The organism is Actinoallomurus iriomotensis (assembly GCF_030269445.1).
Classification (GTDB): Bacteria; Actinomycetota; Actinomycetes; order Streptosporangiales; family Streptosporangiaceae; genus Actinoallomurus; species Actinoallomurus iriomotensis.
The window spans coordinates 581,319-604,197 of the sequence record NZ_BSTJ01000005.1 but is presented as its reverse complement, the minus strand read 5'-3'; the positions used below and the strand labels follow the sequence as shown (position 1 = coordinate 604,197).

Below are 22,879 nucleotides of genomic sequence, written 5' to 3'. Positions count from 1 at the left end.
CCAGCCCGGGGCGGATCGGGTTGGTGTCGAAGTCGGGGACGCTGACGTACCAGATGATGTACGAGCTGCGGGACATCGGGTTCTCCACCTGTATCGGGATCGGTGGTGACCCGGTGATCGGGACCACCCATATCGATGCTTTGGAGGCGTTCCAGGCCGATCCGGAGACCGACGCGATCGTGATGATCGGGGAGATCGGCGGGGACGCGGAGGAGCGTGCGGCGGCCTACATCGAGGCGAACGTGACCAAGCCGGTGGTCGGGTATGTCGCGGGGTTCACCGCGCCGGAGGGCAAGACCATGGGGCATGCCGGCGCGATCGTTTCGGGGTCGTCGGGGACGGCCGAGGCGAAGAAGGAGGCGTTGGAGAAGGTCGGTGTCCGGGTCGGCAAGACCCCCAGCGAAACCGCCCGCCTCATGCGCGAATGCCTCGCCACGACCGCCTGACCACGACCGCCTGACCACGGCCGGACGCCCGCGAGGAGTGACATGCGCTTCGACGTCAACCTGTCCATCCTGTTCACCGAACTACCGCTCCTCGAACGGCCGGCGGCGGCACGGGCCGCCGGGTTCGACGCGGTCGAGCTGTGGTGGCCCTTCGCCGGCCCCGAGCCCGCCGACCGCGAGGTCGACGCCCTGCTCCGCGCCCTCGGCGACGCGGGCGTCCACCTGGCCGGGCTGAACTTCGACGCCGGCGACATGGCCGCCGGCGACCGCGGGCTGCTGTCCCGCCCCGACGACTCCGGCCGGTTCCGCGCGAACATCGACGTGGCCGTCGGGATCGCCGAGGCGACCGGCTGCCGGGTGCTCAACGCCCTGTACGGGAACCGGGTCCCCGGCCTGGACCCGCACGCGCAGGACGACCTGGCCGCCACCAACCTCGGCCTGGCGGCCGAGGCGGCCCGGCGATGCGACGCCACGGTCGTCGTCGAGGCACTGAACTCCCACGAGAACCCCGGCTATCCGCTGACGTCCACGGACACCGCCCTGGCGGTGATCGACCGCGTCCGCGACCAGGCGGGCACCGGGAACGTCGCGTTCCTGGCCGACCTCTACCACCTCGCCCGGATGGGCGAGGACCCGATCGCCGTCATCGAACGCCACGCCGCCTCCTTCGGCCACGTCCAGATCGCCGACGTGCCGGGACGCGGCCGGCCGGGCACGGGGGACCTGCCGTACGGCGACGTGTTCGCCGCGCTCGACGCGTCCGGCTACCCGGGCTTCGTCGGCCTGGAGTACCGGCCGGACGGGCCGAGCGCGGACAGCTTCGGATGGCTCCCCAGCAAGGAGAACGCGTGAAGAACATCGGTTTCATCGGCCTCGGCGTCATGGGCGGCCCGATGGCGGCCAACCTGGCGCGGGCCGGTCACGCCGTCGTCGGCCACGACCTGGGCGCCGACCGCGTCGAGCGGCTGGTGGCGGCGGGCGGCCGCGGTGCGGCCGACCTGGCCGGCGCCGTCGCGGACGCCGACGTGGTCATCACCATGCTCCCCGACTCGCCGGACGTCGAGGCGGTCGCGCTCGGCCCGGACGGCGTCCTGCGGCACGTTCAGCCGGGCACGCTCTACATCGACATGAGCACGGTGCGGCCGGAGACGGCCCGCCGGCTCGCGCGGGCGGGCGCCGCCGCCGGCGTACGGGTACTGGACGCGCCGGTCAGCGGTGGCGAGCCGGGAGCCGTCGAAGGACGACTGTCGATCATGGTGGGCGGCGGGGCGGCGGACTTCGCCGCCGCGGCGCCCCTGTTCGAGGTGCTCGGCACCACGGTCGCCCACGTCGGGCCCGCGGGCGCCGGCCAGACGGTCAAGGCCGCCAACCAGCTCGTGGTCGGCGGCGTGTACGCGCTGGTCGCCGAGGCGCTCGTGCTGCTGGAGGTCTCCGGCGTCGACGGCCGTACCGGCCTGGACGTGCTCGCGGGCGGGCTGGCGGGCAGCCGCGTCCTCGACCTCAAACGCGAGTCGATGGTGAAGCGGGAGTTCACCCCCGGCTTCCGCGTCGACCTGCACCACAAGGACATGGGCATCGCCCTCGCGGCCGCCCGCGAGGCGGACGTGGCCCTGCCGATGACCGGGCTGGTCGCCCAGCTCATCGCCGCCGCCCGCTCTCAGGGCCACGGCTCGCTCGACCACTCGGCCCTGCTCAAGGTGGTCGAGAACATCTCCGGGAAGGACCGGGCGTGAACACGATCCCCTGTATGGAGGCGGCCGTCCGTGTCCTGGAGTCCGAGGGCGTCGACACGGTCTTCGGCATCCCCGGAGCGGCGATCCTGCCGTTCTACGCCGCGCTGCGCGCCAGCCGGATCCGGCACGTCACCGTGCGGCACGAGGAGGGCGGCACGCACGCCGCCGACGGGTGGGCCCGCGCCACCGGCAACGTGGGTGTCTGCGTCGGCACGTCCGGCCCGGCGGGCACCAACATGATCACCGGCCTGTACACCGCGCTCGCCGACTCGGTCCCGATCGTCTGCGTCACCGGCCAGGCGCCGCGAGCCAAGCTGCACCAGGAGGCGTTCCAGGCGGTCGACATCGTCGAGATCGCGCGGCCGGTGTGCAAGTGGGCGGTCCAGCTGAAGGAGCCGGCCCAGGCGCCGTGGGTGTTCCGCGAGGCGTTCCGCGTGGCGCGCTCGGGCCGCCCGGGTCCCGTCCTGATCGACCTGCCCGTGGACGTCCAGCGCGGCGAGTGCCGCTACGACCCGGCCCTCGACGGCCCCCTGCCGGTGGAGGTCCCCGCGCCACGGCCCGAGCCGGTGCGGGCGGCGGTGGAGATGCTGCTCGCCGCCGAGCGGCCGCTCATCCTCGCCGGCGGCGGCGTCATCGTCGCGGGAGCGGACGCCGAACTGCGGGCGCTGGCCGAGTACCTCCAGATCCCGGTGCAGGTCACCCTGATGGGCAAGGGCGCCTTCCCCGAGGACCATCCGCTGTTCGCCGGGATGGCCGGCATCCAGACCCAGACCCGGTGGGGCAACGCGGCGTTCCTGGAGTCCGACATGGTCCTGGCGGTCGGGGCACGGTTCGGCGACCGGCACACCGGTGACCTGGAGACGTACCGGCGCGGCCGGCGCTTCATCCACGTCGACATCGAGCCGACGCAGATCGGCCGGGTGTTCGAGCCGGACCTGGGCGTCGTCGGGCACGCCCGGCCGGCGCTCGCGTCGCTGCTGGACCAGGCGCGCGCGGTGGGTCCGGCCCGGCCGGCGGGGGAGTGGGCGGACCGGGTCGCCGAACTGCGCGCCGCCCTGCCGCGACGCGACGACTTCGACGACGTCCCGATCAAGCCGCCGCGCGTCTTCCGTGAACTCAACGACTTCTTCGGCCCGGACACCACGTTCGTCACCGCGATCGGGCTGTACCAGATCTGGTCGGGCCAGTTCCAGCGCACGTACCTGCCGCGACGCTACCTCGTGTGCGGGCAGGCCGGGCCGCTCGGCTGGGAGGTGCCGGCGGCGATGGGCGTCAAGTGCGCGCACCCGGACCGTACGGTCGTGGCGGTCGCGGGCGACTACTCCTTCCAGTTCCTGATGGAGGAGATCGCGGTCGCGGCGCAGTACCGGATCCCCTTCGTCGTCGTCATGATCAACAACGAGTACCTCGGGCTGATCCGCCAGGCGGAGCTCCCGTACGACATGAATTACGCCGTCGACCTGCACTACGGCGAGGGCGGCGTCGACCACGTCAAGCTCATGGACGCGTTCGGCTGCCCGGCGCGCCGGGTCGAGCGCCCGGACGACCTCCGCGGGGCGCTCGCGTGGGCGGCCGAGGAGAGCGAACGGGCGCGGCTGCCGGTGCTCGTCGAGGTCATGGTCGAGCGCGAGGCGAACGCGGCGATGGGCGCGTCGCTGGACGCGATCACGGAGTACGAGCCGGTCCCCGAGCCCGCGCTTTTTGTCGGCCAATGAGTGCATACAGTATGCGGAGAACATGATGGCTCTGAGCATCAAGCCCGGAACGGGGTGGGCCGACGCGTACCGGCGCTGCCAGGCGGCCGCGCCCGAGGCGTTCGACGACGACCGCGTGCGCAACCGCTGGGGCGGCCGGTGGCGACGTGACGGGGAGCCGGCGCCCGCCACGTCGCCGGTGGACGGCACGCCGATCGCCGGCCCGCCGCTGCTGCCGGCAGCGGGCGCCGCTGCCGCCGTACGCGCCGCGCTTGACCGGCACCGGGAGTGGCGGCACGCGCCGCTGGCCGAGCGCAGGGCGCGGGTCGGCGCGGCCCTCGACGCCCTGGCCGCGCACCGCGACCTGCTCGCGCTGCTCCTGGTGTGGGAGATCGGCAAGCCGTGGCGGCTCGCCACCGCAGACGTCGACCGCGCCGTCGACGGCGTGCGCTGGTACGTCGAGGAGATCGACCGGATGATCGCCGGCCGCCGCCCGCTCGAGGGGCCGGTCAGCAACATCGCGAGCTGGAACTATCCGATGAGCGTGCTCATGCACGCCATGCTCGTGCAGGTGCTGGCGGGCAACGCGGCGATCGCCAAGACGCCCACCGACGGCGGTCTCGCCTGCCTCACCCTCGCGTGCGCCCTGGCCGCGAGCGAGGGGCTGCCGGTCACCCTCGTCAGCGGGGCCGGCCGCGAGCTGTCGGCGGCCCTGGTCCGCGCGCCGGAGATCGGCTGCGTCTCCTTCGTCGGCGGCCGGGACACCGGCGCGCACGTGGCCGCGGCCGTCGCCGACCTCGGCAAGCGGCACGTCCTCGAACAGGAGGGCCTCAACTGCTGGGGCGTGTGGGAGTACTCCGACTGGCCGCGCCTGGCCGGGCAGATCCGCAGGACGTTCGAGTACGCCAAGCAGCGCTGCACGGCGTACCCGCGGTTCGTCGTGCAGCGCTCCCTGTTCGACCGGTTCCTCGCGGCGTACCTGCCGGCCGTCGGCCAGGTACGGTTCGGTCACCCGCTGGCCGTGGACGACCCGGACGACCCGCTGCCCGAACTGGACTTCGGGCCTCTCATCAACGATGCCAAGGCCAAGGAACTGGCCGGCCAGGTGGACGAGGCGATCGCGCGCGGCGGAGTGCCGCTCCACCGCGGTACGCCGGCGGACGGCCGGTTCCTGCCCGGCCAGGACACGTCGGCGTACTTCGCGCCGGTGACGATCCTGGGGCCGCCGCCCTCCTCACCGCTGCACCACGCCGAGCCGTTCGGCCCGGTCGACACGATCGTGCTGGTCGACACCGAGGCGGAGCTGCTGGCCGCGATGAACGCCTCCAACGGCGCGCTCGTGGCGAGCGTCTCCTGCGACGACGAGGCGACGGCGCGGCGTCTCGCCGCCGAGGTGCGCGCGTTCAAGGTCGGCATCGGCGAGCCGCGCTCGCGCGGCGACCGCGACGAGCTGTTCGGCGGGCTGGGCGCCTCGTGGCACGGGGCGTTCGTGGGCGGCGAACTGCTCGTCCGCGCGGTCACCGAGGGCCCGGCCGACGAGCGCCTGCCCGGCAACTTCCTCACGTACACGCTCCAGCCCGGATGAGACGGGACGACGGATGGTCCGGCCGGCCGGACCATCCGTGTGCTCACGTGAGTCCGGAGTGCCGTCGCCACCAGTCGGGACGGCGGGAGTCGGCGAGCCACTGGTCGGTGGCGCGCAGCACCGTGGTGAGCGCGTCCAGCGCGGCCACCGGGCCGCCGGATCGCCACCGGGTCTCCACGATCGTGTGCCGGTCATGGGGGCTGTCGCAGCGGCAGGCGACCGTCAGCGAGGCCTCGATACGGCAGTGGCCGGGGAAGTAGTCGGCGTTCTCCATCCGGACCGCGACCTCCAGCCAGTCGTCGCCGGCCTCCTCGTAGGTGTGGGAGTCGTAGATGCTGTGCGCGGGCGGGTGCCACATCCACTGACCGGGCCGCGGTCCGCCACCGGGTCCCGGATCGGGCCGGGGCGAGGGGTGTCGCGTGTGCCACTGGCCGGCGAGCGTGAGGAACCGCGTGCGGATGTCCGGGTCGTCCCACGCGGCGCCGAAGATCTCCCGGAGGGGCAGCGCCCGCGGCCATATCCACACCGCAAGGGAGTGTTCCTCGGGTGGGTTCCGCACCGTGTCATCATCCCGCGCGACGCCCGTACCGTGCACCGCTGCGAATGCAACGAAATCACGACATTTCCGGCCGCGTGCGGCCGACGGCTCCAGGCCGTCTCTGAGCGCGACCGGCCGAGCAGGGTCGGCTGGAGCAGCGTGGTGATGCACGCGCGGCCGGACGGCGCGGCTCGTGTACGTTCCGCGATCCGCGTCCGGGGCTCGCCCGCACGCACGACCCGTACGTCGGCCGAGCGGCGGACGGGCGGGCGAGCCGACGCGGCGTGAGTACACCCGCTTCAGACGCGGTCACCGGCGACGCCCGGTCAGAGACCGCCCGGGAACCCGCCGCCGGACGGCGCGGGGTTCCCGGGCGGGTCTGTCAGGAGCGGGTGCCCGCGGCGGCGAGGCCGGGCGGGGCGGCGGCGATCGCCTCGTGGATCGCGTCGGCGAGCGCCAGCGCCGCCTCCTCGGTCAGCTCGACCGCGACCCGGGCGGACGGTCCCCGCGCCGGGTCGATGAAGTCGATGTTGACTGAATGGTCCTGCTGCAGGTGGACGGGGTGGTCGACGTACACGGCGGCCTCTTTGAGGCTGATCCAGCCCATCTTGGCCTTACCGCTGCCGCTGATCTCGATCTTGTGGGTCTGGTAGGTGCACATGGTCCCCGCCTCAGAGGTAGCGGCCGAAGAAGTCGAAGATCTTGCCCCAGCCGTCCACGGCGGCCTCCACCCGGTACGCCGGGCGGTCGACGGCGAAGAACGCGTGCCCGGCGTTCTCGTAGGTGTGGAACTCGTGCTCCTTGCCGAGCCGGTCCAGTTCGGCGGACAGCTCCGCGGTCTCCGCGGGGGAGGGGAACTTGTCCTCGGCGCCGAACAGGCCGAGCAGCGGGCAGGACAGCTGCGGTGCCAGGCCCAGGATCGGCTTCATGGTCGGGGGCATGCCGGCCGGCGGGTCGTTGACGACGAAGGCGCCGTAGCAGTCCACCGCGGCGTCGATCCGCAGCGAGCACGCGGACAGGAAGGTCTGCCGGCCGCCGGAGCAGTGCCCGATCACGCCGATCTTGCCGTTCGCGCCCTCCAGGGAGTTGAGGTGCTTGGCGGCGCCGTCGACGTCGCCGACCAGCCGCTCGTCCGGCACGCCGCCGGCCGCGCGGACGGTCGCCGCGGCGTCGTCCGGGTCCGCGCCCGGAGCCTCGCGCGAGTACAAGTTCGGGCAGAGCGCGGCGTAACCGTGCGCGGCGAACTTGCGCACCATCTCCTTGGTGGCCTCGTCGTAGCCGGGCATGTGGTGGATGACGACGACACCGCCCCGTGGCTCGTCGCCCAGCGGCCGGGCGAGGTACGCCTCGATCTCGTCGTCGTTGTGCCCCTTGATGGTGACGGTCTCGGCCCTGAGCGCGTCGCTCATACTTTCTCCTCAACATGGACATATCGGGTGCCGCGCAGGAGCGAGGCCAGCGCGGCGATCGCCGCCATGACGGCGGCGGCGGTGAACACGAGCACCAGACCATGATGGAACGGCCCGGAGACGAGTTCGGGGAAGAACGATTTTCCGGTGAGCGTCGCCCGGTTGGCGGCGGGAAGCCCGTCCAGCAGGCCGTTCGACCCGAGCAGGTGGCCGATCGGGTTGTCGCCCAGGAACGCCGCGAACAGCGTACTGACCGGCGGCAGGGTGGCCACGCGCGTGGCGTCGCCCGCGGGCACCGACTGGGCCTGCAGCCCGGCCGACAGGGTGTGCGGCAGCGAGTTCGCCAGGCCCGCGATCATCAGGGAGAAGAACACCCCGATCGACAGCGCGGTTCCGGAGTTCTGGAACGTCGCCCGCATCCCGGACGCCACGCCGCGTTGGTCGGGCGGCACGCTGCTCATGACCGCCGAGGTGTTCGGCGCCGAGAACATGCCCTGCCCGAAGCCGCTGGCGAACAGCAGGGCCGCGAACGCCCAGAACGAGAAGTCGACCGGCAGGGACAGCAGCCCGACGAACGCCGCGCAGACCACGGCGAGGCCGCCGGTGGAGAACAGCCGGGCGCCGAACCGGTCCGACAGGTAGCCCGAGATCGGGCCCGCCACGAGGAAACCGGCGGTCAGCGGGAGCATGTAGATGCCCGCCCACAGCGGCGTGCGCTCGTAGTCGTAGCCGTGCAGCGGCAGCCAGATGCCCTGCAGCCAGATGATCAGCATGAACTGCATGCCGCCCCGCGCGATCGCGGTGAGCAGCGCCGCGAGGTTGCCGGCCGCGAACGCCCGGATCCGGAACAGCCCGAGGCGCAGCATCGGCTCGGCGACCCGCGTCTCCACGACGCAGAACGCCGCCAGCAGCAGTACGCCGCCGCACAACCCGCCGAGCACCCGGGGGTTGGCCCACCCGGTCGCGTGCCCGCCGTACGGCTGGATCCCGTACGTGATCGAGGCGAGCAGGACCAGCGCCCCGCACACGAAGGTGAGGTTGCCGAGCCAGTCGATCCGCGCCGCGCGCGGCGAGCCGACCTCGCGCAGGCTGCGGTAGGACCAGAGGGTGCCGAAGACGCCGATCGGCACGCTGACCCAGAACACCGCGCGCCAGTCGATCTCGGCGAGCAGCCCGCCGGCCAGCAGCCCGAGGAACTGCCCGGCCAGCGCGGTGATCTGGTTGATGCCGAGCGCCATGCCGCGCTGTTCGAGCGGGAACGCGTCGGTGAGGATGGCCGCGGAGTTGGCCGTCAGCATCGCTCCGCCGACGCCCTGGACGACGCGCCACCCGATCAGCCACAGCGCCCCCGACCCGCCGCGGAAGGGGTCGACCGACAGCGCCAGCGAGGCCACCGCGAAGATCATGAAGCCGAGGTTGTAGAGGCGGACGCGGCCGAACATGTCGCCGAGCCGCCCGAGCGCCACGACGAGTACGGCCGCGACGAGCAGGTAGCCGAGGATCATCCACAGCAGATAGCCGATGTTGGCGGGGGAGAGCGGGTCCAGCCCGATGCCCCGGAAGATCGCCGGCATCGAGATGATCACGATGGAGCCGTCCACCGAGGCCATGAGCACGCCGAGCGTGGTGTTGGAAAGGGCCGTCCACTTGTACCGGTCGCCGTGCGTCACAGGCTGTCCGCCAGCCGGTCGAGCAGGGGGACGCACTCGATCAGGCGGCGTCGCTCCTCGGGGCTGAACCCCTCCGTGAGCGCCCGGCTCAGGCGGCGCACGCTCGCCGAACGCCGGTCGAGCAGGATCCCGCGGCCGTCCTCGGTGATCGACATCGACACGCGGCGCCCGTCGTCCGGGTCGGGCATCCGCGCCACGAGGCCGCGCTGTTCGAGCGCCGCCAGCGTGGTTCCCATCGCCTGGGGCCGCACCCGTTCTCCGCCCGCGAGCGCGCCGGGTGTCGCGGGGCCGTCCCGGTCGAGCCGCGACAGCACCGACACCTCCGACAGGGTCAGCTCTCCGGGCTCGTGCGCCTGCCGCAGCCGCCGTACGACCCGGCCGAGGGCGACACGCAGATCGGAGGCCGCACGGTCCTCATCCGCCTCGTTCACCACAATTCGTAAACTAAGACTTATAAGGCTGTATGTACAAATCGGGCGGGTGGCGTCAGGAGGCGGTTCGCCGCTCCAGGGCCGAGAGGCTGCGGATGAGGTCGCCGACCCGGACGATGCCCAGGCAGCGGCCGACCTCGTCGACGACCACCAGGTCGTCGTACACCCGCGACGTGTCGTCGCCGGCGGCGCGCAGCGCGGCGATCGCCGGTACGGTGCGCGGCACCGGCCGGGGCTGATCGGCCAGGCGCGCGGCGGGCTTGTGCGAGTGCAGGGCGTGGCCGTACGCCCCGGCGAGCTTGAGCAGGAACCGCGTCCGGTCGACCGTGTACCGCGGCCGCTGCGCCGGATCCACCAGGACCACGCTGGTCGTCGTGGGTTCGGCGTTGAAGGCGGAGAAGACCTCATCCGCGGTCACGGTGTCGGCCATGACGGCCGCGGGCAGCATGAACTCCGTCACGCGCGGGCCGAGCCGGTCGGTCTCGCGCGGGCCCAGGCGCACCGTCACGGGCATGCCCGGCCGCCAGTCCGGCGCGGCGAGCAGCGGTCCCTGGGCCAGCCGTACGCCGAGGCCGCGCAGCTTGACCAGCTGCTCGTCGTGGACGACGCCGGGGGCGAGCACGTGGCCGCCCGTACGACGGCCCAGCGAGACCAGGGCGTCGACGAGGGCCGCGCGCCGGGGATCCGCCGACGCGCGCCGGGCCAGTTCGGGGTCGAGCGCGAGTACGGACGGCGCGACCTCGGCGAGGAAGCGCGCCGGCAGGTCGGCCGCGCGTTCGATCGCGATGAGGTAGCCCGTGGCCCGCAGCCGGCCGAGCCGTGCGACGGCCTCCTGCGGCGGCATGCCGGCGAACAGGCCGCTCACCGAAATGATCACGCCGCTCGGCCGGCGGCCCATGCTCATGAACGTCTGGTGCAGGCGGTCAATGCCGCGGTCGTCGGTGAGCGTGGCGGCGCGCAGGGCCACGTGGAGCGGCAGCAGGGTCTCGCGCTGCGTGGTGGCGTTGGCGGCGAGGATCGCCCGGTCGACGTCGGACTCCAGATCGGTGACCCGGCCGGCGGGCGCGGGTGCGCTCACCGCCACGACGGTGCCGGTCTCCAGGTCCATGACGGGGTGGAGCGCGAGGTTCGGGGACGGAGGCGGCGCGGCGTGACCACCGGTGCCGCGTCGCGCGAAGGCGCCCTCCGCCCCGCGCGAATAGGCGGCGTACTCCGTCACAGGGCCTCCTTCGTCGGTCCTGTGACCAAGGTGCTGTGCCTTTTGGCTCCCTCGCTTCGCTCGGTCACAGGCACTCCTTCGTCGGCCCTGTGACCAAAGGTGCTGTGCCTTTTGGCTCCCTCGCTTCGCTCGGTCACGTACTGATTCTGCGTGACGTTATGAGCGAATTGTCAGTGTTGGTGGACTGTTCACCGGCATTTCGGGTGTTCGCCGCCGCTGAGACCGGCGGGTCGCTAGTACCAGCTGATGCTCAGGACGGCGATGAGGTAGGTGATGCAGGCGATGGCCGCGAGGCCCGCCAGCACCCAGATCTCCGCGCCCCGCAGCGCCTGCACGATGAGCGCCGCCACGATCACCGCCACCAGCACGTCGCAGGTCGCCGCCGCGGCACGCGTGTGTCCGCCGCCACGGCCGCCGGCCGCGCCGAACGTGTCGTGCGATCCGCCGGACGCCTCGCCGCCCCTCGCCCCGAGGAGCAGGGCGTACGCCAGCAGGACGGCGGCGGCCACCAGCCCCGTCTCGGTCTGCCCGCGGAGTGCCACGGTTGCCCCGACCGCCACACCCGCGGCCACGGCGAGAACGGGCGCGATCCAGCGGTGCGCGCGCCGTCGTTCGGGAGCGATCCACATGCCCGGAGTCCTCCCACCCTGCCGGGAAAGCCAAACCGTCCTGAACTCCAACCGAGATCATCATTTGGCTTTCGCAGGGCAAAGGCGGAGGGGCCGGGAGGCTCAGCTCCGCGGCCGGGCGGGACGGCTCTCCGGGCGGTTCCCGTCCGCGGCGGGAGGCACCGCGCCGGCGCTCGCGCGCCGTCCGCGCGCCGCGCGCCGGGCCGAGACCACGGCCGCCGCGGCGCCGGCGATCACGACCACGAGGAGGCCCACGACGAACCACAGGTACGCGGGGACGCCGAGGAACGTGACGAGACCGCCGTCGACGTCCATCACCTCCCGGTACGGCGTGTCGGCCGTGTAGCCGAGCCGGAGATCGTCGGTGAAGGCGGACGGCGGGATGCCGTGCCGTACCACCTCGGTGAGGAAGGCACCGTCCCCGACCATCGCGCGCAGCCCCGGCGAGGCGACCATCGAGGGCGTCACCCGGCCCGCGTACGTGGTGAGCATGCCGCCCTCGAGCCCCGACACCGAGACGCGGTGCGGCGCGAGGACGTACAGGTGCACGGACTGCGGCGACGTGGCCAGCCGGGACAGCCGGATCGGATAGATCGGGGCATCGCTGGCGAAGGTCACGCGCAGGGGATCCAGCGCACCGGTGAGACGGCCCTGCCGCGGTGCGAGCTTGATCGCGGTGTAGGTCCAGTGCCGCGCGACGTACGGCTTCAGTGCCTCGGCCAGGCGCCCGGGGAGGCGGTAACCGTGCGCGGTCAGCCACGAGGCCAGTGCCCTCGAGTCGCCGGCGGACAGCGTGGTCACCTCGAACGGGCCGAGCCGCTGCCGGTCGAGCACCCCGACCCCGTCACCCCTCCTCGGCGCCGCGGCGCCGACCATCGTGTCGCCGCCGAGGCGCGGCAGCCACCGCCGGTGCCGGACGACGGCCGGCTCGGTCAGCCGGTCCAGCTGGTCGAACCAGGCGCTGTCGCCGAGCGTCACCCGCGCCCGCGCCGGCGTCGGCATCAGCCACGCGGCGTCCCGGGCCTGCGAGCGCACCGACAGCCGCATGACGATCTCCTCCTGCCCGCCGTCGTAGCGGACGATGGAGGTCTCGTCCGCCACGTTCACTCCGGACCTGGTAGAGGTCACGAGCGCGCCGCAGCCGCAGGCCCACGACGGGCGCATGAGTGAGAGACCGGCGGCGGCGACGGCCAGCACGAGGGCGAGACGAGCGAGATGCCTGATGCGCATGTCCCTCAGACGCCGGTCCGTGCCGGGTCGTTGCGGGACACGGATCACGGTTCGGACTCGGCCGGGCCGGCGCGCCCGGCACCGGCGTGGTGACTCACTCGACGGTCTCGATCCGCTTCCGCAGCTGCTCGCGCCTGGCCTCCAGGGAGTCGACGAGCGCCTCCTGCTCTTCGGCCGCGGTGATCAGCGCGGCACGCTCGGCCTCGTCGGTCGGGTCGAACCACCGCTCGCCGATCTGCCGTCGGAGCTCCGCCGCCGACTCCCGCAGCCGCGCGATCTCGGCCTCGACGAGCTCCAGTTCGCGCCGGAGGCTCGCAGACGTCGTACGGTCATCGCGTCCGGCCATGACGGACCCCCTCTCCCGGCCGGCGGAACCCCCTCAACGGACGCGTTCCCCCGATGCGCGGCGCCACACGTCAGGTACGCCCCCGGGGCAGGACCGCCACCGGGCACGGAGCGGCGCGCACCACCTTGAACGCCGTCTCGCCGAGGAACACCCGGTGCACCGGGGCGTCCTCGCTGCTGGCGCAGACCAGCAGGTCGCCCTGGCTCCAGTCGAGGTCCGCCACGGCCGCCGCCACGTCGTCGCCCGTGCCGACGGCGGCCTGGACCTCGCCGGGATCCAGCCCGTGGCTCTCGGAGGCCGTCCTGATCGCCAGCGCCAGGTCGTCGCGCAGCGGGTCCTCGTCCGCGCCGTCGAGCGCCAGCGTGACCAGCCGCAGCGGCACGCCCAGCCGCGCCGCTGCGGACGCGGCCGCCGTGACCGCCTCGTCGCACTGCGGGCGGCGGACGTACGCCACGGTGATCCGCTCGGGCGCGCCGGACGGCGTGTGTCCCTGGGGCGTGAGCAGCACCGCCTGGGTCGCGGCGTGCAGCAGGTGGTCGGCGGTGCCGCCCAGGTTGATCCGCCCGTGCGCTCCGCCCGGCGGCGAGCCGATCACGATCAGATCGGCGCCGGTCCGGCTCGCCAGCACCGACAGTCCGCGGCTCGCGCCGCGGCTCTCGTGCGTCACGAGGTCGGCCGGGAACTCCTCGAGCAGGGCGGCGGCGTGCGCGAGCGCCGCCTGCGCCTCGACCACCGAGGCGGCGCGCTCCGGCGAGTGCACCACGGCCACCGTGAGCCGCGCACCGGTCACCTCCGCGATGCTCCGCGCGAGCGCCAGCGCCTCGCGGCCCCCCGCGTCATCGACATACCCCGCCAGCACGTGGTCCCGGATCACGACTCGAACATTCCCCCGCAAGCCGGGATGACGCGGGCCGCGGTGGCCTCATCCGGCACGTGTGTCCGACGGGTGTTCGTGACCGGTCGTCGTCTCCCGTAGACTGACGCCATGCTTGCGAGCTGATCAGGCGCTCCCAGGGCGCGGCCGGGCCGCAGAGGCCACGGGCGGCGCCCTTTTCGACGTCCGCAGTCGCCCCAGCCCGCCCCCCAGGAGCGTTTCCACCGTGATCACTGCCCAAGGCATCGAACTGCGAGCCGGCGCCCGCCTGCTCCTCGAAGGCGCCTCGTTCCGCGTCAACCCCGGCGACCGGGTCGGCCTCGTCGGCCGCAACGGAGCCGGCAAGACCACCCTCACGCGCGTGCTCGCCGGTGAGGGGCTGCCCGCGTCGGGCCAGGTGACCCGCTCGGGCACGGTCGGCTACCTGCCGCAGGACCCGCGCACCGGCGACCTCGAGGTCCTCGCCCGCGACCGCATCCTGTCCGCGCGGGGCCTGGACGAGGTGATCCGGCAGATGCGGGAGGCCGAGGAGCGCATGGCGACCGCCGACGGCGCCGAGCGCGACAAGGCCGTCCGCCGCTACGGCCGGCTGGAGGATCGGCTGCACGTCCTCGGCGGCTACGCCGCCGACGCCGAGGCCGCCTCCATCGCCTCCAGCCTCAACCTGCCCGACCGTGTGCTCGGCCAGCCGCTGCGCACCCTGTCCGGCGGCCAGCGGCGCCGCGTCGAGCTGGCCCGCATCCTGTTCTCCGGCGCCGACACGCTGCTCCTCGACGAGCCGACGAACCATCTCGACGCCGACTCGATCAGCTGGCTGCGCGACTTCCTCAAGAGCCACCAGGGCGGCCTGATCGTGATCAGCCACGACGTCGGGCTGCTCGACGTGGTCGTCAACAAGGTGTTCCACCTCGACGCGAACCGCAATGTGATCGACATCTACAACGTGGGCTGGAAGAAGTACCTCGCCCAGCGGGAGACCGACGAGCGGCGCCGCCGGCGGGAGCGCGCCAACGCCGAGCGCCAGGCGAGCACCCTGCAGACCCAGGCCGACAAGATGCGCGCCAAGGCCACGAAGGCCAAGGCCGCCCAGCAGATGGAGCGGCGGGCGCAGCGCCTGCTCGCGGGCGTCGAGGACGAGCGGAGGGCGGACAAAGTCGCCAAGATTCGCTTCCCCGCACCCGCTCCGTGTGGCAAAACGCCGCTCATGGCGCGAGCTTTGTCGAAATCGTACGGTTCGTTGGAAGTCTTCACGGATGTCGATTTGGCCGTTGATCGAGGCAGCCGCGTGGTGGTCCTCGGCCTGAACGGAGCGGGCAAAACGACGCTTCTGCGCCTGCTCGCCGGCGTCGAGAAGGCCGACACGGGGGAGCGGGTCGACGGGCACGGTCTGCGGCTCGGCTACTACGCCCAGGAGCACGAGACGCTCGACCTGGACCGCACGGTCCTGGAGAACATGCGCTCGGCGGCACCCGACCTGCCGGAGGTCGAGGTGCGCAAGATCCTGGGCTCGTTCCTGTTCGCCGGTGACGACGTCGACAAGCCCGCGCGCGTGCTGTCCGGCGGGGAGAAGACGCGCCTCGCCCTCGCGACGCTCGTGGTCTCCAGCGCCAACGTCCTGCTCCTCGACGAGCCCACCAACAACCTCGATCCGGCGAGCCGGGAGGAGATCCTCGCGGCCCTCCGTTCGTACGCGGGAGCCATCGTTCTTGTGACTCACGATGAGGGTGCGGTGGAGGCGCTCCAACCGGAAAGAGTGATCTTGCTTCCTGATGGTGTCGAAGATATTTGGAGTGACGAATTTTCCGATCTCGTGGCACTTGCCTGACCTGCGACGCAACCTGTACGCAAGGAAGCAGATCTTTTCTGGCGTAGTGGGTAGCCGATCGCGCGTGAATGTCTGATCATGGCGGGGGATAACGCAGCGGTCACCACATCACTACGGGAGGTACTCGTGGCCGAGACCCTAAAGAAGGGCACCCGCGTGACCGGTGCCGAGAGAGACAAGTTGGCAGAGCAGCTGAAGAAACGCTACGACTCCGGTGAGAGCATCCGCGCACTGGCCGCCGCGACCGGCCGGTCGTACGGCTTCATTCACCGGATCCTCACCGAGTCCGGCGTGAACCTGCGCGGTCGAGGTGGAGCGACCCGTGGAAAGAAGGCCTGAGAAGCCGTCGTGCAGCCCTGACGGTTTCACGAGCCGTCTCTGACGCCTGCTCCCCTCTGCTCCGTGCGCCGTACCGTCTGACGCTCGTCGTGCCCGACCCGTTAAGGTCGGGCACGACGGCGGCCCGATCCGCCCTTGGGGCGGACCAGGAAAGGACGGTCATGGCGGACGGCTCTATCACTCATGCCGAATTCGAGCAGGCGGGCCTGCGTCTCGCCGTCGAGGGAGCCGTGGCCACGATCACGCTGGCCCGGCCCGAGCGGCGCAACGCGCTGACGTTCAGCACGTGGCGCACGCTGGCCCGGATCGGAGACACGCTCCCGGACGGCGTGCGGGTCGTCGTCGTACGGGGGGAGGGGCCGGCGTTCTCGGCCGGCATCGACCTGCGCCTGTTCACCGCGGAGGGCGTCCCGGGGGAGGACGCCCTCGCTCCGCGCGACGAGGAGTTCATCCACGGGCTGCAGGCCGGCTACCTGTGGCTGCGCCGGCCCGACATCGTCTCCATCGCGGCGGTGCACGGCCACGCCATCGGAGGGGGCTTCCAGCTCGCCCTGGCCTGTGACCTGCGGGTCGTGGCCGACGACGTCAAGTTCGCGATGAAGGAGCCGGCGCTCGGCATCGTGCCCGACCTGACCGGCACCAAGCCGCTCGTCGACATCGTCGGCGTGCCGCGGGCGCTGGAGCTCTGCCTGACCGCGCGCACCGTGTTCGCCGACGAGGCCGCCCGGCTCGGGCTCGCCGAGCTGGTGGTGCCCGTCGCCGACCTGGGCAAGGCGGTGGACGATCTCGTCGCGGCGATCCTGGCCGTACGGCCCACGACCGCGGTGGCGACCAAGCGCCTGCTGCGCGCAGCCCCGGGCAACACGCTGGAGGAGCAGTCCGCGGCCGAGCGCCGTGAGCAGGTCGCCCTGCTGCGCGAGCTCGCCGGCGAGCGGTCTTCCTGATCTCCCGCGCCGGTTCGGCCGGCCCCGCACGGGACGTGGATCCGGTTCACGCCCGGGTAGGGGCATGGCATGAGCCGGATTCGGGGGAGATGACGATGACGAAGAAGAAGCCTCACAAGGGCGACGAGGTCTCCTGGCGCAGCCACGGAAGCGAGACCCACGGCAAGGTCGAGCGGGAGATCACCGAACGCACCGAGGCGGCGGGACGCACCGTCGACGCCTCACCGGACGACCCGCAGTACGAGGTCCGCAGCGACAGGTCCGGCCGCACGGCGGTGCACCGGCCGGACGCGCTTCGCGAGAAGAAGAAGCACTGACGGAGGCCGCGGACGCCCCTGGTCCGCGTCGCCTTCCCTCACCAGCGGCCTACCTGCGGCGATGCGGGCGGCCGGTGCGATAGTGGCGAGTAGGCGGGGTGCGAGTCGTTCGCGCGCGAACGGCGCCCGTGAGAAGGGGGCCCCATGAAAGCGGTGGTCTATCACGGCCCGAGGGACGTCCGGGTGGATCAGGTGGCCGATCCGGTGATCGAGGCGCCGACGGACGTGCTGATCAGGGTCACGACGACGAACATCTGCGGCTCCGACCTCCACATGTACGAGGGCCGGACGAGCATCGAACCCGGGCGCGTGCTGGGGCACGAGAACCTCGGCGAGGTGATCGAGGTCGGCGCGGCCGTCGAGCGCGTACGTGTGGGGGACCGGGTGTGCGTGCCGTTCAACGTCAGCTGCGGCTACTGCAAGAACTGCGAGCGCGGGCTGACGGCGTTCTGCCTGACGACGAATCCGCCGTCCGCGGGCGCGGCCTTCGGGTTCGCCGGCATGGGTCCCTACAGCGGCGGCCAGGCGGAGTATCTGCGTGTCCCGCACGGTGACTTCATGTGCCTCGAACTGCCGCCGGAGAGACCCGACAAGGAGATCGACTATGTGATGTGCGCGGACATCTTCCCCACGGGCTACCACGTGACCGAGCTCGCGGGCCTCCGGCCGGGCGAGTCCGTCGTCGTCTACGGGGCGGGGCCGGTCGGGCTCATGGCGGCCTACTCCGCGATCATCAAGGGAGCGGGCCGCGTGCTGGTGGTCGACCTGCATCCGGACCGGCTACGGCTCGCGGAGGAGATCGGGGCGATCCCGATCGACTACAGCGAGGCGTCGGCGGTCGAGCAGGTGCTCGACCTGACCGGCGGCGAGGGCGCCGACCGCGGCTGCGAGTGCGTCGGGTTCCAGGCGCACGACGTCGCCTGCGTCGAGCATCCCAGCATCACCTTGAACAATCTGATCGCCTCGGTGCGGCCCACCGGCACGATCGCGGTCGTCGGCGTCTTCGTCCGCGAGGATCCGCAGGCGCCGGATCTCCTTTACCGGCGCGGGAAGATCGTCTTCGACTTCGGCGAGTTCTGGTTCAAGGGCCAGACGATGGCCACGGGCCAGTGCAACGTCAAGGCCTACAACCGCCGGCTGCGCGACCTGATCGCCGACGGCAAGGCCAGCCCGTCCTTCGTGGTGTCCCACGAACTGCCGCTCGATGAGGCGCCGGAGGGCTACCAGCAGTTCGATGTCCGGAAGAGCGGCTGGACGAAGGTCGTCCTGCACCCGTGAATGCGAGTCTGAGGGTATGGCCGTCCGTTGTCTGATCGTCGACGACAACGAGCGCTTCCTCCAAGTCGCTCGCGATCTGCTCAAGCGCGACGGAATCGCCGTCGTCGGCGTCGCCACCACCTCGGCCGAGGCGTTCCGCCAGGCCGAGCGGCTCCGTCCCGACGTCGCGCTCGTCGACATCATGCTCGGCGAGGAACACGGCTTCGACCTCGCGGACGCACTGGCGCAGGCCCCGGAACCGCCCCACGTGATCCTGATCTCCACCTACGTGGAGACGGACTTCGCCGAACTGATCGCGGCCAGCCCGGCGATCGGCTTCCTGTCTAAGACCCGCCTGTCCGGCAGCGCCATCCGCACCCTGCTCACGAACGCCGGAGCAGGAAGCGTCTAGTCCACGGGGACGCCGGACACGTCGCGGCAGTAGTCGAGGAGACGGTCCTGCAGTTCGGTGTCACGCGCGGACGGATGCAGGTCCGCGGGCCGGCGGTGGTAGAGGTAACGGCCGGTTTCCCGCGCGTCCGGGTCGTCGCTCACCGCGAGCCACACCTGGGTCCGGTGCGCCTGGTCGAGGTCGTCTGGCGCGCCCGGACCGCCCATGCGCGTCGCCACCCACCCCGGGCTGACCGCGTTCGACGGCACCCCGGGCCGGCGTCGCGCGACGCCGAAGGCCAGCAGCACGTCGTGGAGCTTGGTGTCGGAATAGGCCTGGCTGCCGTTCCAGGGGCGCCCGGCCCACTGGAGGTCCTCCAGGCTCGGATCGCCGCCGAGGTGCATGCCCGAACTCAGGTAGATCAGCCGGTCGGGCCGGTGCATGAGCGCCGTGAGCACGTAGGGCGCGAGCACGTTGACGGCCCACAGGTGGGACAGGCCGTCGGCGGTCTCGACGCGGCGCGGCTCGCGGTACCCGAGCCCGACGTTGTGGATCACGGCGTCGAACCGTCCTCGCCCGTTCGCCTGGTCCGCGACCTCGCGCATGGCCGCGAGCGTCGTGACGTCGCCGACCACCACCGCCTCGGCCTGCGGGAGCGCGGCCCGGGCGTCCTCGGCCCGTGCGTCGTTCCTGGCGTGGAGCACGACCGCGTGCCCCTCCTCGACCAGGAGGCGCCCGGCCATCAGGCCGAGCCCGTCCGACGAACCGGTGATGAAGACTCTCGCCACATCTCCTCCACTGCTTGCCGATATGAAGTGATCATCGCACCGGGTTCCCTGGACCTAGGTCGGAGGGTCCGTCCCGGATCGGCAGGGGGGCCGATGACGGCGCCCGCTAACGTGGCGCAGGCTGGTCGTGTCGACGGGAATCACGCGTCCGCGCATCCTGTTGTCAACGATGCTTACATGATTACGTCTTAACCTCCGGGAGGAATCACCGTGGGAATGCCGGACAACGGCTGGATGGTGATGATGTCGTTCCGCCGCGACAACTCGGTGGTCAAGGAGCGCCTGAAGGCGGGCACGGTGCGCCGCATCGCCGGCTACGCACGCCCGTACGTCCGCGAGCTCGTCCTGTTCCTGGCTCTGAACGCGGTCGCCGCCGTCATCGTCGTGGCGAACCCGCTGCTGCTCAAGGCGATCATCGACCGCGGCATCGTGCAGCACCGGACCGGCCTGGTCGTCGGGCTCGCGGTCGCCGTCGGCGTGCTGGCGCTCTTCGACGCGGTGATCGGCCTGGCGCAGCGGTGGTACTCCGCGCGCATCGGTGAAGGACTCATCTACGACCTGCGGACCCAGGTCTTCGACCACGTCCAGCGCATGCCGGTCGCGTTCTTCATGCGCGCCCAGACCGGCTCGCTGGTCAGCCGGCTCAACAGTGACGTCATCGGCGCCCAGCGCGCCCTCACGACGACCTTGTCCTCAGTGGTCTCCAACGTGATCAGCCTGATCCTCGTGCTGGTCACGATGCTCGTGCTGTCCTGGCAGGTCACGCTCATCGCCCTGGTCCTGTTGCCGATCTTCATCTTCCCGGCCAAGTGGGTCGGGCGGCGGCTGCAGAAGATCAGCAGAGAGCAGATGCAGCTCGACGCCGAGATGGGCTCGCTGATGACCGAGCGGTTCAACGTCGCGGGCGCGATGCTCGCCAAGCTGTACGGCCGCCCCGAGGAGGAGTCGGCGATGTTCGCGGGTCGGGCGGCACGCGTCCGCGACATCGGCGTCGTCTCGGGCATGTACGGCCGCGTGTTCTTCACCGCGCTGACGCTCGTCGCCTCGCTGGCCACCGCCATGGTGTACGGCGTCGGCGGGTCACTGGTGGTGAACGGCAGCTTCCAGCTCGGCACCCTCGTCGCCCTGGCCACGCTGCTGACCCGCATGTACGGCCCGCTCACCGCGCTGTCCAACGTGCACGTCGACGTGATGACCGCCCTGGTCAGCTTCGACCGGGTCTTCGAGGTGCTCGACCTGCCGCCGATGGTGGCCGAGAAGCCGGACGCGACGCCGCTGCCCCGCACCGGCGAGGCGCCGGCCGTGGAGTTCGACGACGTCACCTTCCGCTACCCGGCCGCCGCGGAGGTCTCGCTGGCCTCGCTGGAGTCGATCGCGCGCACCGATACGGCGCCGAGCCGTGAGGTGCTGCACGGGGTGGACTTCCGGGTCGAACCGGGTGGCCTGACCGCGCTCGTGGGACCCTCGGGCGCCGGCAAGACGACCATCACCCAGCTCGTGTCCCGGCTCTACGACGTCACGGACGGCGTGGTCCGCATCGACGGTCAGGACGTCCGCGACGCCACGCTCGAGTCGCTGCGCGACGCCATCGGCGTCGTCACCCAGGACGCGCACCTGTTCCACGACTCGATCCGCGCCAACCTCGTGTACGCGCGGCCGGACGCGACCGATGAGGAGCTGGTCGAGGCGCTGCGAGCGGCCCAGATCTGGGACCTGGTCGCGGAGATGCCGGACGGCCTGGACACCGTGGTCGGCGACCGGGGCTACCGGCTGTCCGGCGGTGAGAAGCAGCGCCTGGCGATCGCCCGGCTGCTGCTCAAGGCGCCCTCGGTCGTGGTGCTGGACGAGGCGACCGCGCACCTGGACTCCGAATCCGAGGCGGCGGTGCAGCGGGCGCTGAAGACCGCCCTCGCGGGCCGTACGTCGATCGTCATCGCCCACCGGCTGTCCACGATCCGCGAGGCCGACCAGATCCTGGTGATCGACGACGGCCGGGTGCTCGAGCGGGGCCGCCACGACGAGCTGCTCGACCGCGGCGGACTGTACGCCGAGCTGTACCACACCCAGTTCGCCCGGCAGGAGCGGGCGGACGACGTCGTCCCCGCCGCGGCGCCCCAGGCCTGAGCGACCGCACCGCGGAAGCGGGAGGAGTGAGGCGTACGGGGCAGGGGTAGACCCAGCGGTGTGAGCACTGCGTACATCACCCGGGCACGCTGGGTGATGGCCGCGGTCTGGTCGGCGTGCGGTCTTCTCCTCGTCGGAGCGCCGGCCGGCGCGGACCCGGCCTACGCGGGCCGTTCGAAGGTGTTCGGCCTCGTCCAGGCGGGGCCGGGCCCGGACCGCGTGCTGTTCGCGCCGGCCCGCATGGTGCGGCACGGGGGGCCAGAGACGGTACGCCCGGCGTCCGTCGGGCGCTACCTGCCGCTGACGATCGCGCCCGGAGCGGTGATCCGTGCTTCGGCGCCGATCGTCGACCACGGCGTCACCGACTACGTGCGCGGTGTCCGGCTGACCCCGGAGCAGCTCGACGACGACCTGCGACGGCTGAGCCGGCGGTCGCACCCGCTGCTGGACCGTGCCCACATGTTCGAGCTCTGGTTCGACGGCCAGGGCCGGATCGTCCGCATGCAGCACTACTTCAGCCCCTGAGCCCCGAACCGGAGCGGGGGCGCGTCGACATCGGGGGACCAGATGAATCGTCCGCTCGTCCTGACGTGCGTCGCCCTGAGCGCGGTCATGCCGCTCACCGGGTGCGGAGGGAACAAGAAGGCCGCGACGGTCGCGCAGAGCGCGAGCCCGGGGGCGCGACACCATGCGCCGGCCGCGACACGCGCGCCGTCCGCCTCGGCGACCGTCACCGGCACCGTACGGGTCGGCGGCTACTGCAAGGCCACCGGCGTGGTGGGCAGGACCGCGAACGGCGGCTGGGCCCGGTGTCTCAAGAAGCCCGGCGACAAGCAGGCCCGCTGGTACTCGCAGGCTCCGTCGACCACCGCGCCGCGCGCCGGCGAGTACTGCTCGCGGGCCGGGGCGACCGCCAAGGCCGCCACGGGCAAGAAGCTGACGTGCACCAAGAAGGCCGGCGAGACCCGGCCGCGCTGGCGCACGAAGTGAGCGCGCGGACTTAACGCAGGCGCATTCTCGAGTCCACATCCTTGTCGCGTGCCCGGCTCACCCTGGGAGGCGGCAGGCGATTCTCTTCACCGCGGAGTGA

24 protein-coding genes and 1 pseudogene are annotated in these 22,879 nt (G+C 72.1%); 14 read left to right on the top strand and 11 right to left on the bottom strand.

The annotated features are described in order from the left end of the window. The 5 genes and pseudogenes from QSK37_RS23705 to QSK37_RS23685 form a co-directional block, all read left to right on the top strand. Positions 1 to 446 (top strand): annotated as a pseudogene (locus QSK37_RS23705) (succinate--CoA ligase subunit alpha); the annotation flags it as partial. A gap of 42 nt (positions 447 to 488) precedes the next feature. After that, complete coding sequence (locus QSK37_RS23700) at positions 489 to 1,298, top strand: hydroxypyruvate isomerase family protein (protein ID WP_285624934.1); 810 nt, start codon at positions 489 to 491, stop codon at positions 1,296 to 1,298. Further along, positions 1,295 to 2,179 (top strand): 2-hydroxy-3-oxopropionate reductase, encoded by an 885-nt coding sequence (locus tag QSK37_RS23695; RefSeq protein ID WP_432705585.1) that lies wholly within the window; start codon positions 1,295 to 1,297, stop codon positions 2,177 to 2,179. The genes QSK37_RS23700 and QSK37_RS23695 overlap by 4 nt, the downstream gene beginning before the upstream one ends. A gap of 14 nt (positions 2,180 to 2,193) precedes the next feature. Beyond that, complete coding sequence (gene gcl, locus QSK37_RS23690; protein ID WP_432705591.1) at positions 2,194 to 3,894, top strand: glyoxylate carboligase; 1,701 nt, start codon at positions 2,194 to 2,196, stop codon at positions 3,892 to 3,894. 25 nt (positions 3,895 to 3,919) lie between these two features. Then, positions 3,920 to 5,458: an aldehyde dehydrogenase family protein gene (locus tag QSK37_RS23685; RefSeq protein WP_285624927.1), complete on the top strand. Its 1,539-nt coding sequence runs from the start codon at positions 3,920 to 3,922 to the stop codon at positions 5,456 to 5,458. 43 nt (positions 5,459 to 5,501) lie between these two features. Here the strand turns inward: QSK37_RS23685 and QSK37_RS23680 are convergent, their stop codons facing one another. The 10 genes from QSK37_RS23680 to QSK37_RS23635 form a co-directional block, all read right to left on the bottom strand. After that, entirely contained in the window at positions 5,502 to 6,017 is a 516-nt protein-coding gene (locus tag QSK37_RS23680) for a hypothetical protein (protein WP_285624925.1), read from the bottom strand. A 361-nt stretch (positions 6,018 to 6,378) separates the two neighbouring features. Further along, entirely contained in the window at positions 6,379 to 6,657 is a 279-nt protein-coding gene (locus QSK37_RS23675) for a DUF6295 family protein (protein ID WP_285583451.1), read from the bottom strand. A 10-nt stretch (positions 6,658 to 6,667) separates the two neighbouring features. Next, positions 6,668 to 7,405, bottom strand: coding sequence for a dienelactone hydrolase family protein (locus QSK37_RS23670; RefSeq protein WP_285624923.1), 738 nt, complete (start codon positions 7,403 to 7,405; stop codon positions 6,668 to 6,670). Next, positions 7,402 to 9,075 (bottom strand): MFS transporter, encoded by a 1,674-nt coding sequence (locus QSK37_RS23665; protein ID WP_285624921.1) that lies wholly within the window; start codon positions 9,073 to 9,075, stop codon positions 7,402 to 7,404. Before QSK37_RS23665 ends, QSK37_RS23670 begins: the two co-directional genes overlap by 4 nt. After that, a complete protein-coding gene (locus QSK37_RS23660; RefSeq protein WP_285624919.1) occupies positions 9,072 to 9,506 on the bottom strand; it encodes a MarR family winged helix-turn-helix transcriptional regulator in 435 nt (144 codons plus the stop codon). Before QSK37_RS23660 ends, QSK37_RS23665 begins: the two co-directional genes overlap by 4 nt. A 55-nt stretch (positions 9,507 to 9,561) precedes the next feature. Further along, the gene (locus tag QSK37_RS23655) at positions 9,562 to 10,725 is read right to left on the bottom strand and encodes an EAL domain-containing protein (RefSeq protein WP_285624917.1); all 1,164 of its coding nucleotides are present in this window, start codon (positions 10,723 to 10,725) and stop codon (positions 9,562 to 9,564) included. A 233-nt stretch (positions 10,726 to 10,958) separates the two neighbouring features. After that, on the bottom strand, positions 10,959 to 11,354 hold the full coding sequence (locus QSK37_RS23650; RefSeq protein ID WP_285624915.1) for an ABC transporter permease: 396 nt from the start codon (positions 11,352 to 11,354) through the stop codon (positions 10,959 to 10,961). A 102-nt stretch (positions 11,355 to 11,456) separates the two neighbouring features. Further along, a complete protein-coding gene (locus QSK37_RS23645) occupies positions 11,457 to 12,584 on the bottom strand; it encodes a DUF2330 domain-containing protein (protein WP_285624913.1) in 1,128 nt (375 codons plus the stop codon). A gap of 94 nt (positions 12,585 to 12,678) precedes the next feature. Beyond that, positions 12,679 to 12,930, bottom strand: coding sequence for a hypothetical protein (locus tag QSK37_RS23640; protein ID WP_285624911.1), 252 nt, complete (start codon positions 12,928 to 12,930; stop codon positions 12,679 to 12,681). 70 nt (positions 12,931 to 13,000) lie between these two features. Further along, positions 13,001 to 13,804 carry a universal stress protein gene (locus tag QSK37_RS23635; RefSeq protein ID WP_285624909.1) on the bottom strand — a complete coding sequence of 268 codons (804 nt, stop codon included), beginning with the start codon at positions 13,802 to 13,804 and terminating at the stop codon, positions 13,001 to 13,003. 226 nt (positions 13,805 to 14,030) lie between these two features. On the opposite strand from QSK37_RS23635, the gene QSK37_RS23630 reads away from it, so the two are divergent. The 6 genes from QSK37_RS23630 (at position 14,031) to QSK37_RS23605 (ending at position 18,898) form a co-directional block, all read left to right on the top strand. Continuing rightward, positions 14,031 to 15,629 (top strand): ABC-F family ATP-binding cassette domain-containing protein, encoded by a 1,599-nt coding sequence (locus tag QSK37_RS23630; RefSeq protein ID WP_285583435.1) that lies wholly within the window; start codon positions 14,031 to 14,033, stop codon positions 15,627 to 15,629. A 126-nt stretch (positions 15,630 to 15,755) separates the two neighbouring features. Beyond that, a complete protein-coding gene (locus tag QSK37_RS23625) occupies positions 15,756 to 15,968 on the top strand; it encodes a helix-turn-helix domain-containing protein (protein ID WP_285583432.1) in 213 nt (70 codons plus the stop codon). A 161-nt stretch (positions 15,969 to 16,129) separates the two neighbouring features. Beyond that, positions 16,130 to 16,912: an enoyl-CoA hydratase/isomerase family protein gene (locus tag QSK37_RS23620; protein WP_285624906.1), complete on the top strand. Its 783-nt coding sequence runs from the start codon at positions 16,130 to 16,132 to the stop codon at positions 16,910 to 16,912. A 95-nt stretch (positions 16,913 to 17,007) separates the two neighbouring features. After that, on the top strand, positions 17,008 to 17,229 hold the full coding sequence (locus QSK37_RS23615; protein ID WP_285624904.1) for a hypervirulence associated TUDOR domain-containing protein: 222 nt from the start codon (positions 17,008 to 17,010) through the stop codon (positions 17,227 to 17,229). A gap of 144 nt (positions 17,230 to 17,373) precedes the next feature. Beyond that, positions 17,374 to 18,507 (top strand): glutathione-independent formaldehyde dehydrogenase, encoded by a 1,134-nt coding sequence (locus QSK37_RS23610; RefSeq protein WP_285624902.1) that lies wholly within the window; start codon positions 17,374 to 17,376, stop codon positions 18,505 to 18,507. Positions 18,508 to 18,523: 16 nt separating this feature from the next. Continuing rightward, the gene (locus QSK37_RS23605; protein WP_285624899.1) at positions 18,524 to 18,898 is read left to right on the top strand and encodes a response regulator; all 375 of its coding nucleotides are present in this window, start codon (positions 18,524 to 18,526) and stop codon (positions 18,896 to 18,898) included. On the opposite strand, the gene QSK37_RS23600 is transcribed toward QSK37_RS23605, so the two are convergent. Beyond that, on the bottom strand, positions 18,895 to 19,665 hold the full coding sequence (locus QSK37_RS23600) for an SDR family NAD(P)-dependent oxidoreductase (RefSeq protein WP_285624897.1): 771 nt from the start codon (positions 19,663 to 19,665) through the stop codon (positions 18,895 to 18,897). The two genes, QSK37_RS23605 and QSK37_RS23600, sit on opposite strands and share 4 nt — an antisense overlap. 216 nt (positions 19,666 to 19,881) lie before the next feature. On the opposite strand from QSK37_RS23600, the gene QSK37_RS23595 reads away from it, so the two are divergent. Genes QSK37_RS23595 through QSK37_RS23585 form a run of 3 tightly spaced genes read left to right on the top strand, consistent with a single transcriptional unit; the run spans position 19,882 to position 22,779 of the window. Further along, the gene (locus QSK37_RS23595) at positions 19,882 to 21,789 is read left to right on the top strand and encodes an ABC transporter ATP-binding protein (protein ID WP_285624958.1); all 1,908 of its coding nucleotides are present in this window, start codon (positions 19,882 to 19,884) and stop codon (positions 21,787 to 21,789) included. 60 nt (positions 21,790 to 21,849) lie between these two features. After that, positions 21,850 to 22,314, top strand: a complete 465-nt coding sequence (locus tag QSK37_RS23590; RefSeq protein WP_285624895.1) for a hypothetical protein — start codon at positions 21,850 to 21,852, stop codon at positions 22,312 to 22,314. A 42-nt stretch (positions 22,315 to 22,356) separates the two neighbouring features. Continuing rightward, a complete protein-coding gene (locus tag QSK37_RS23585; RefSeq protein WP_285583422.1) occupies positions 22,357 to 22,779 on the top strand; it encodes a hypothetical protein in 423 nt (140 codons plus the stop codon). The last annotated feature ends 100 nt before the right edge of the window (positions 22,780 to 22,879 follow it).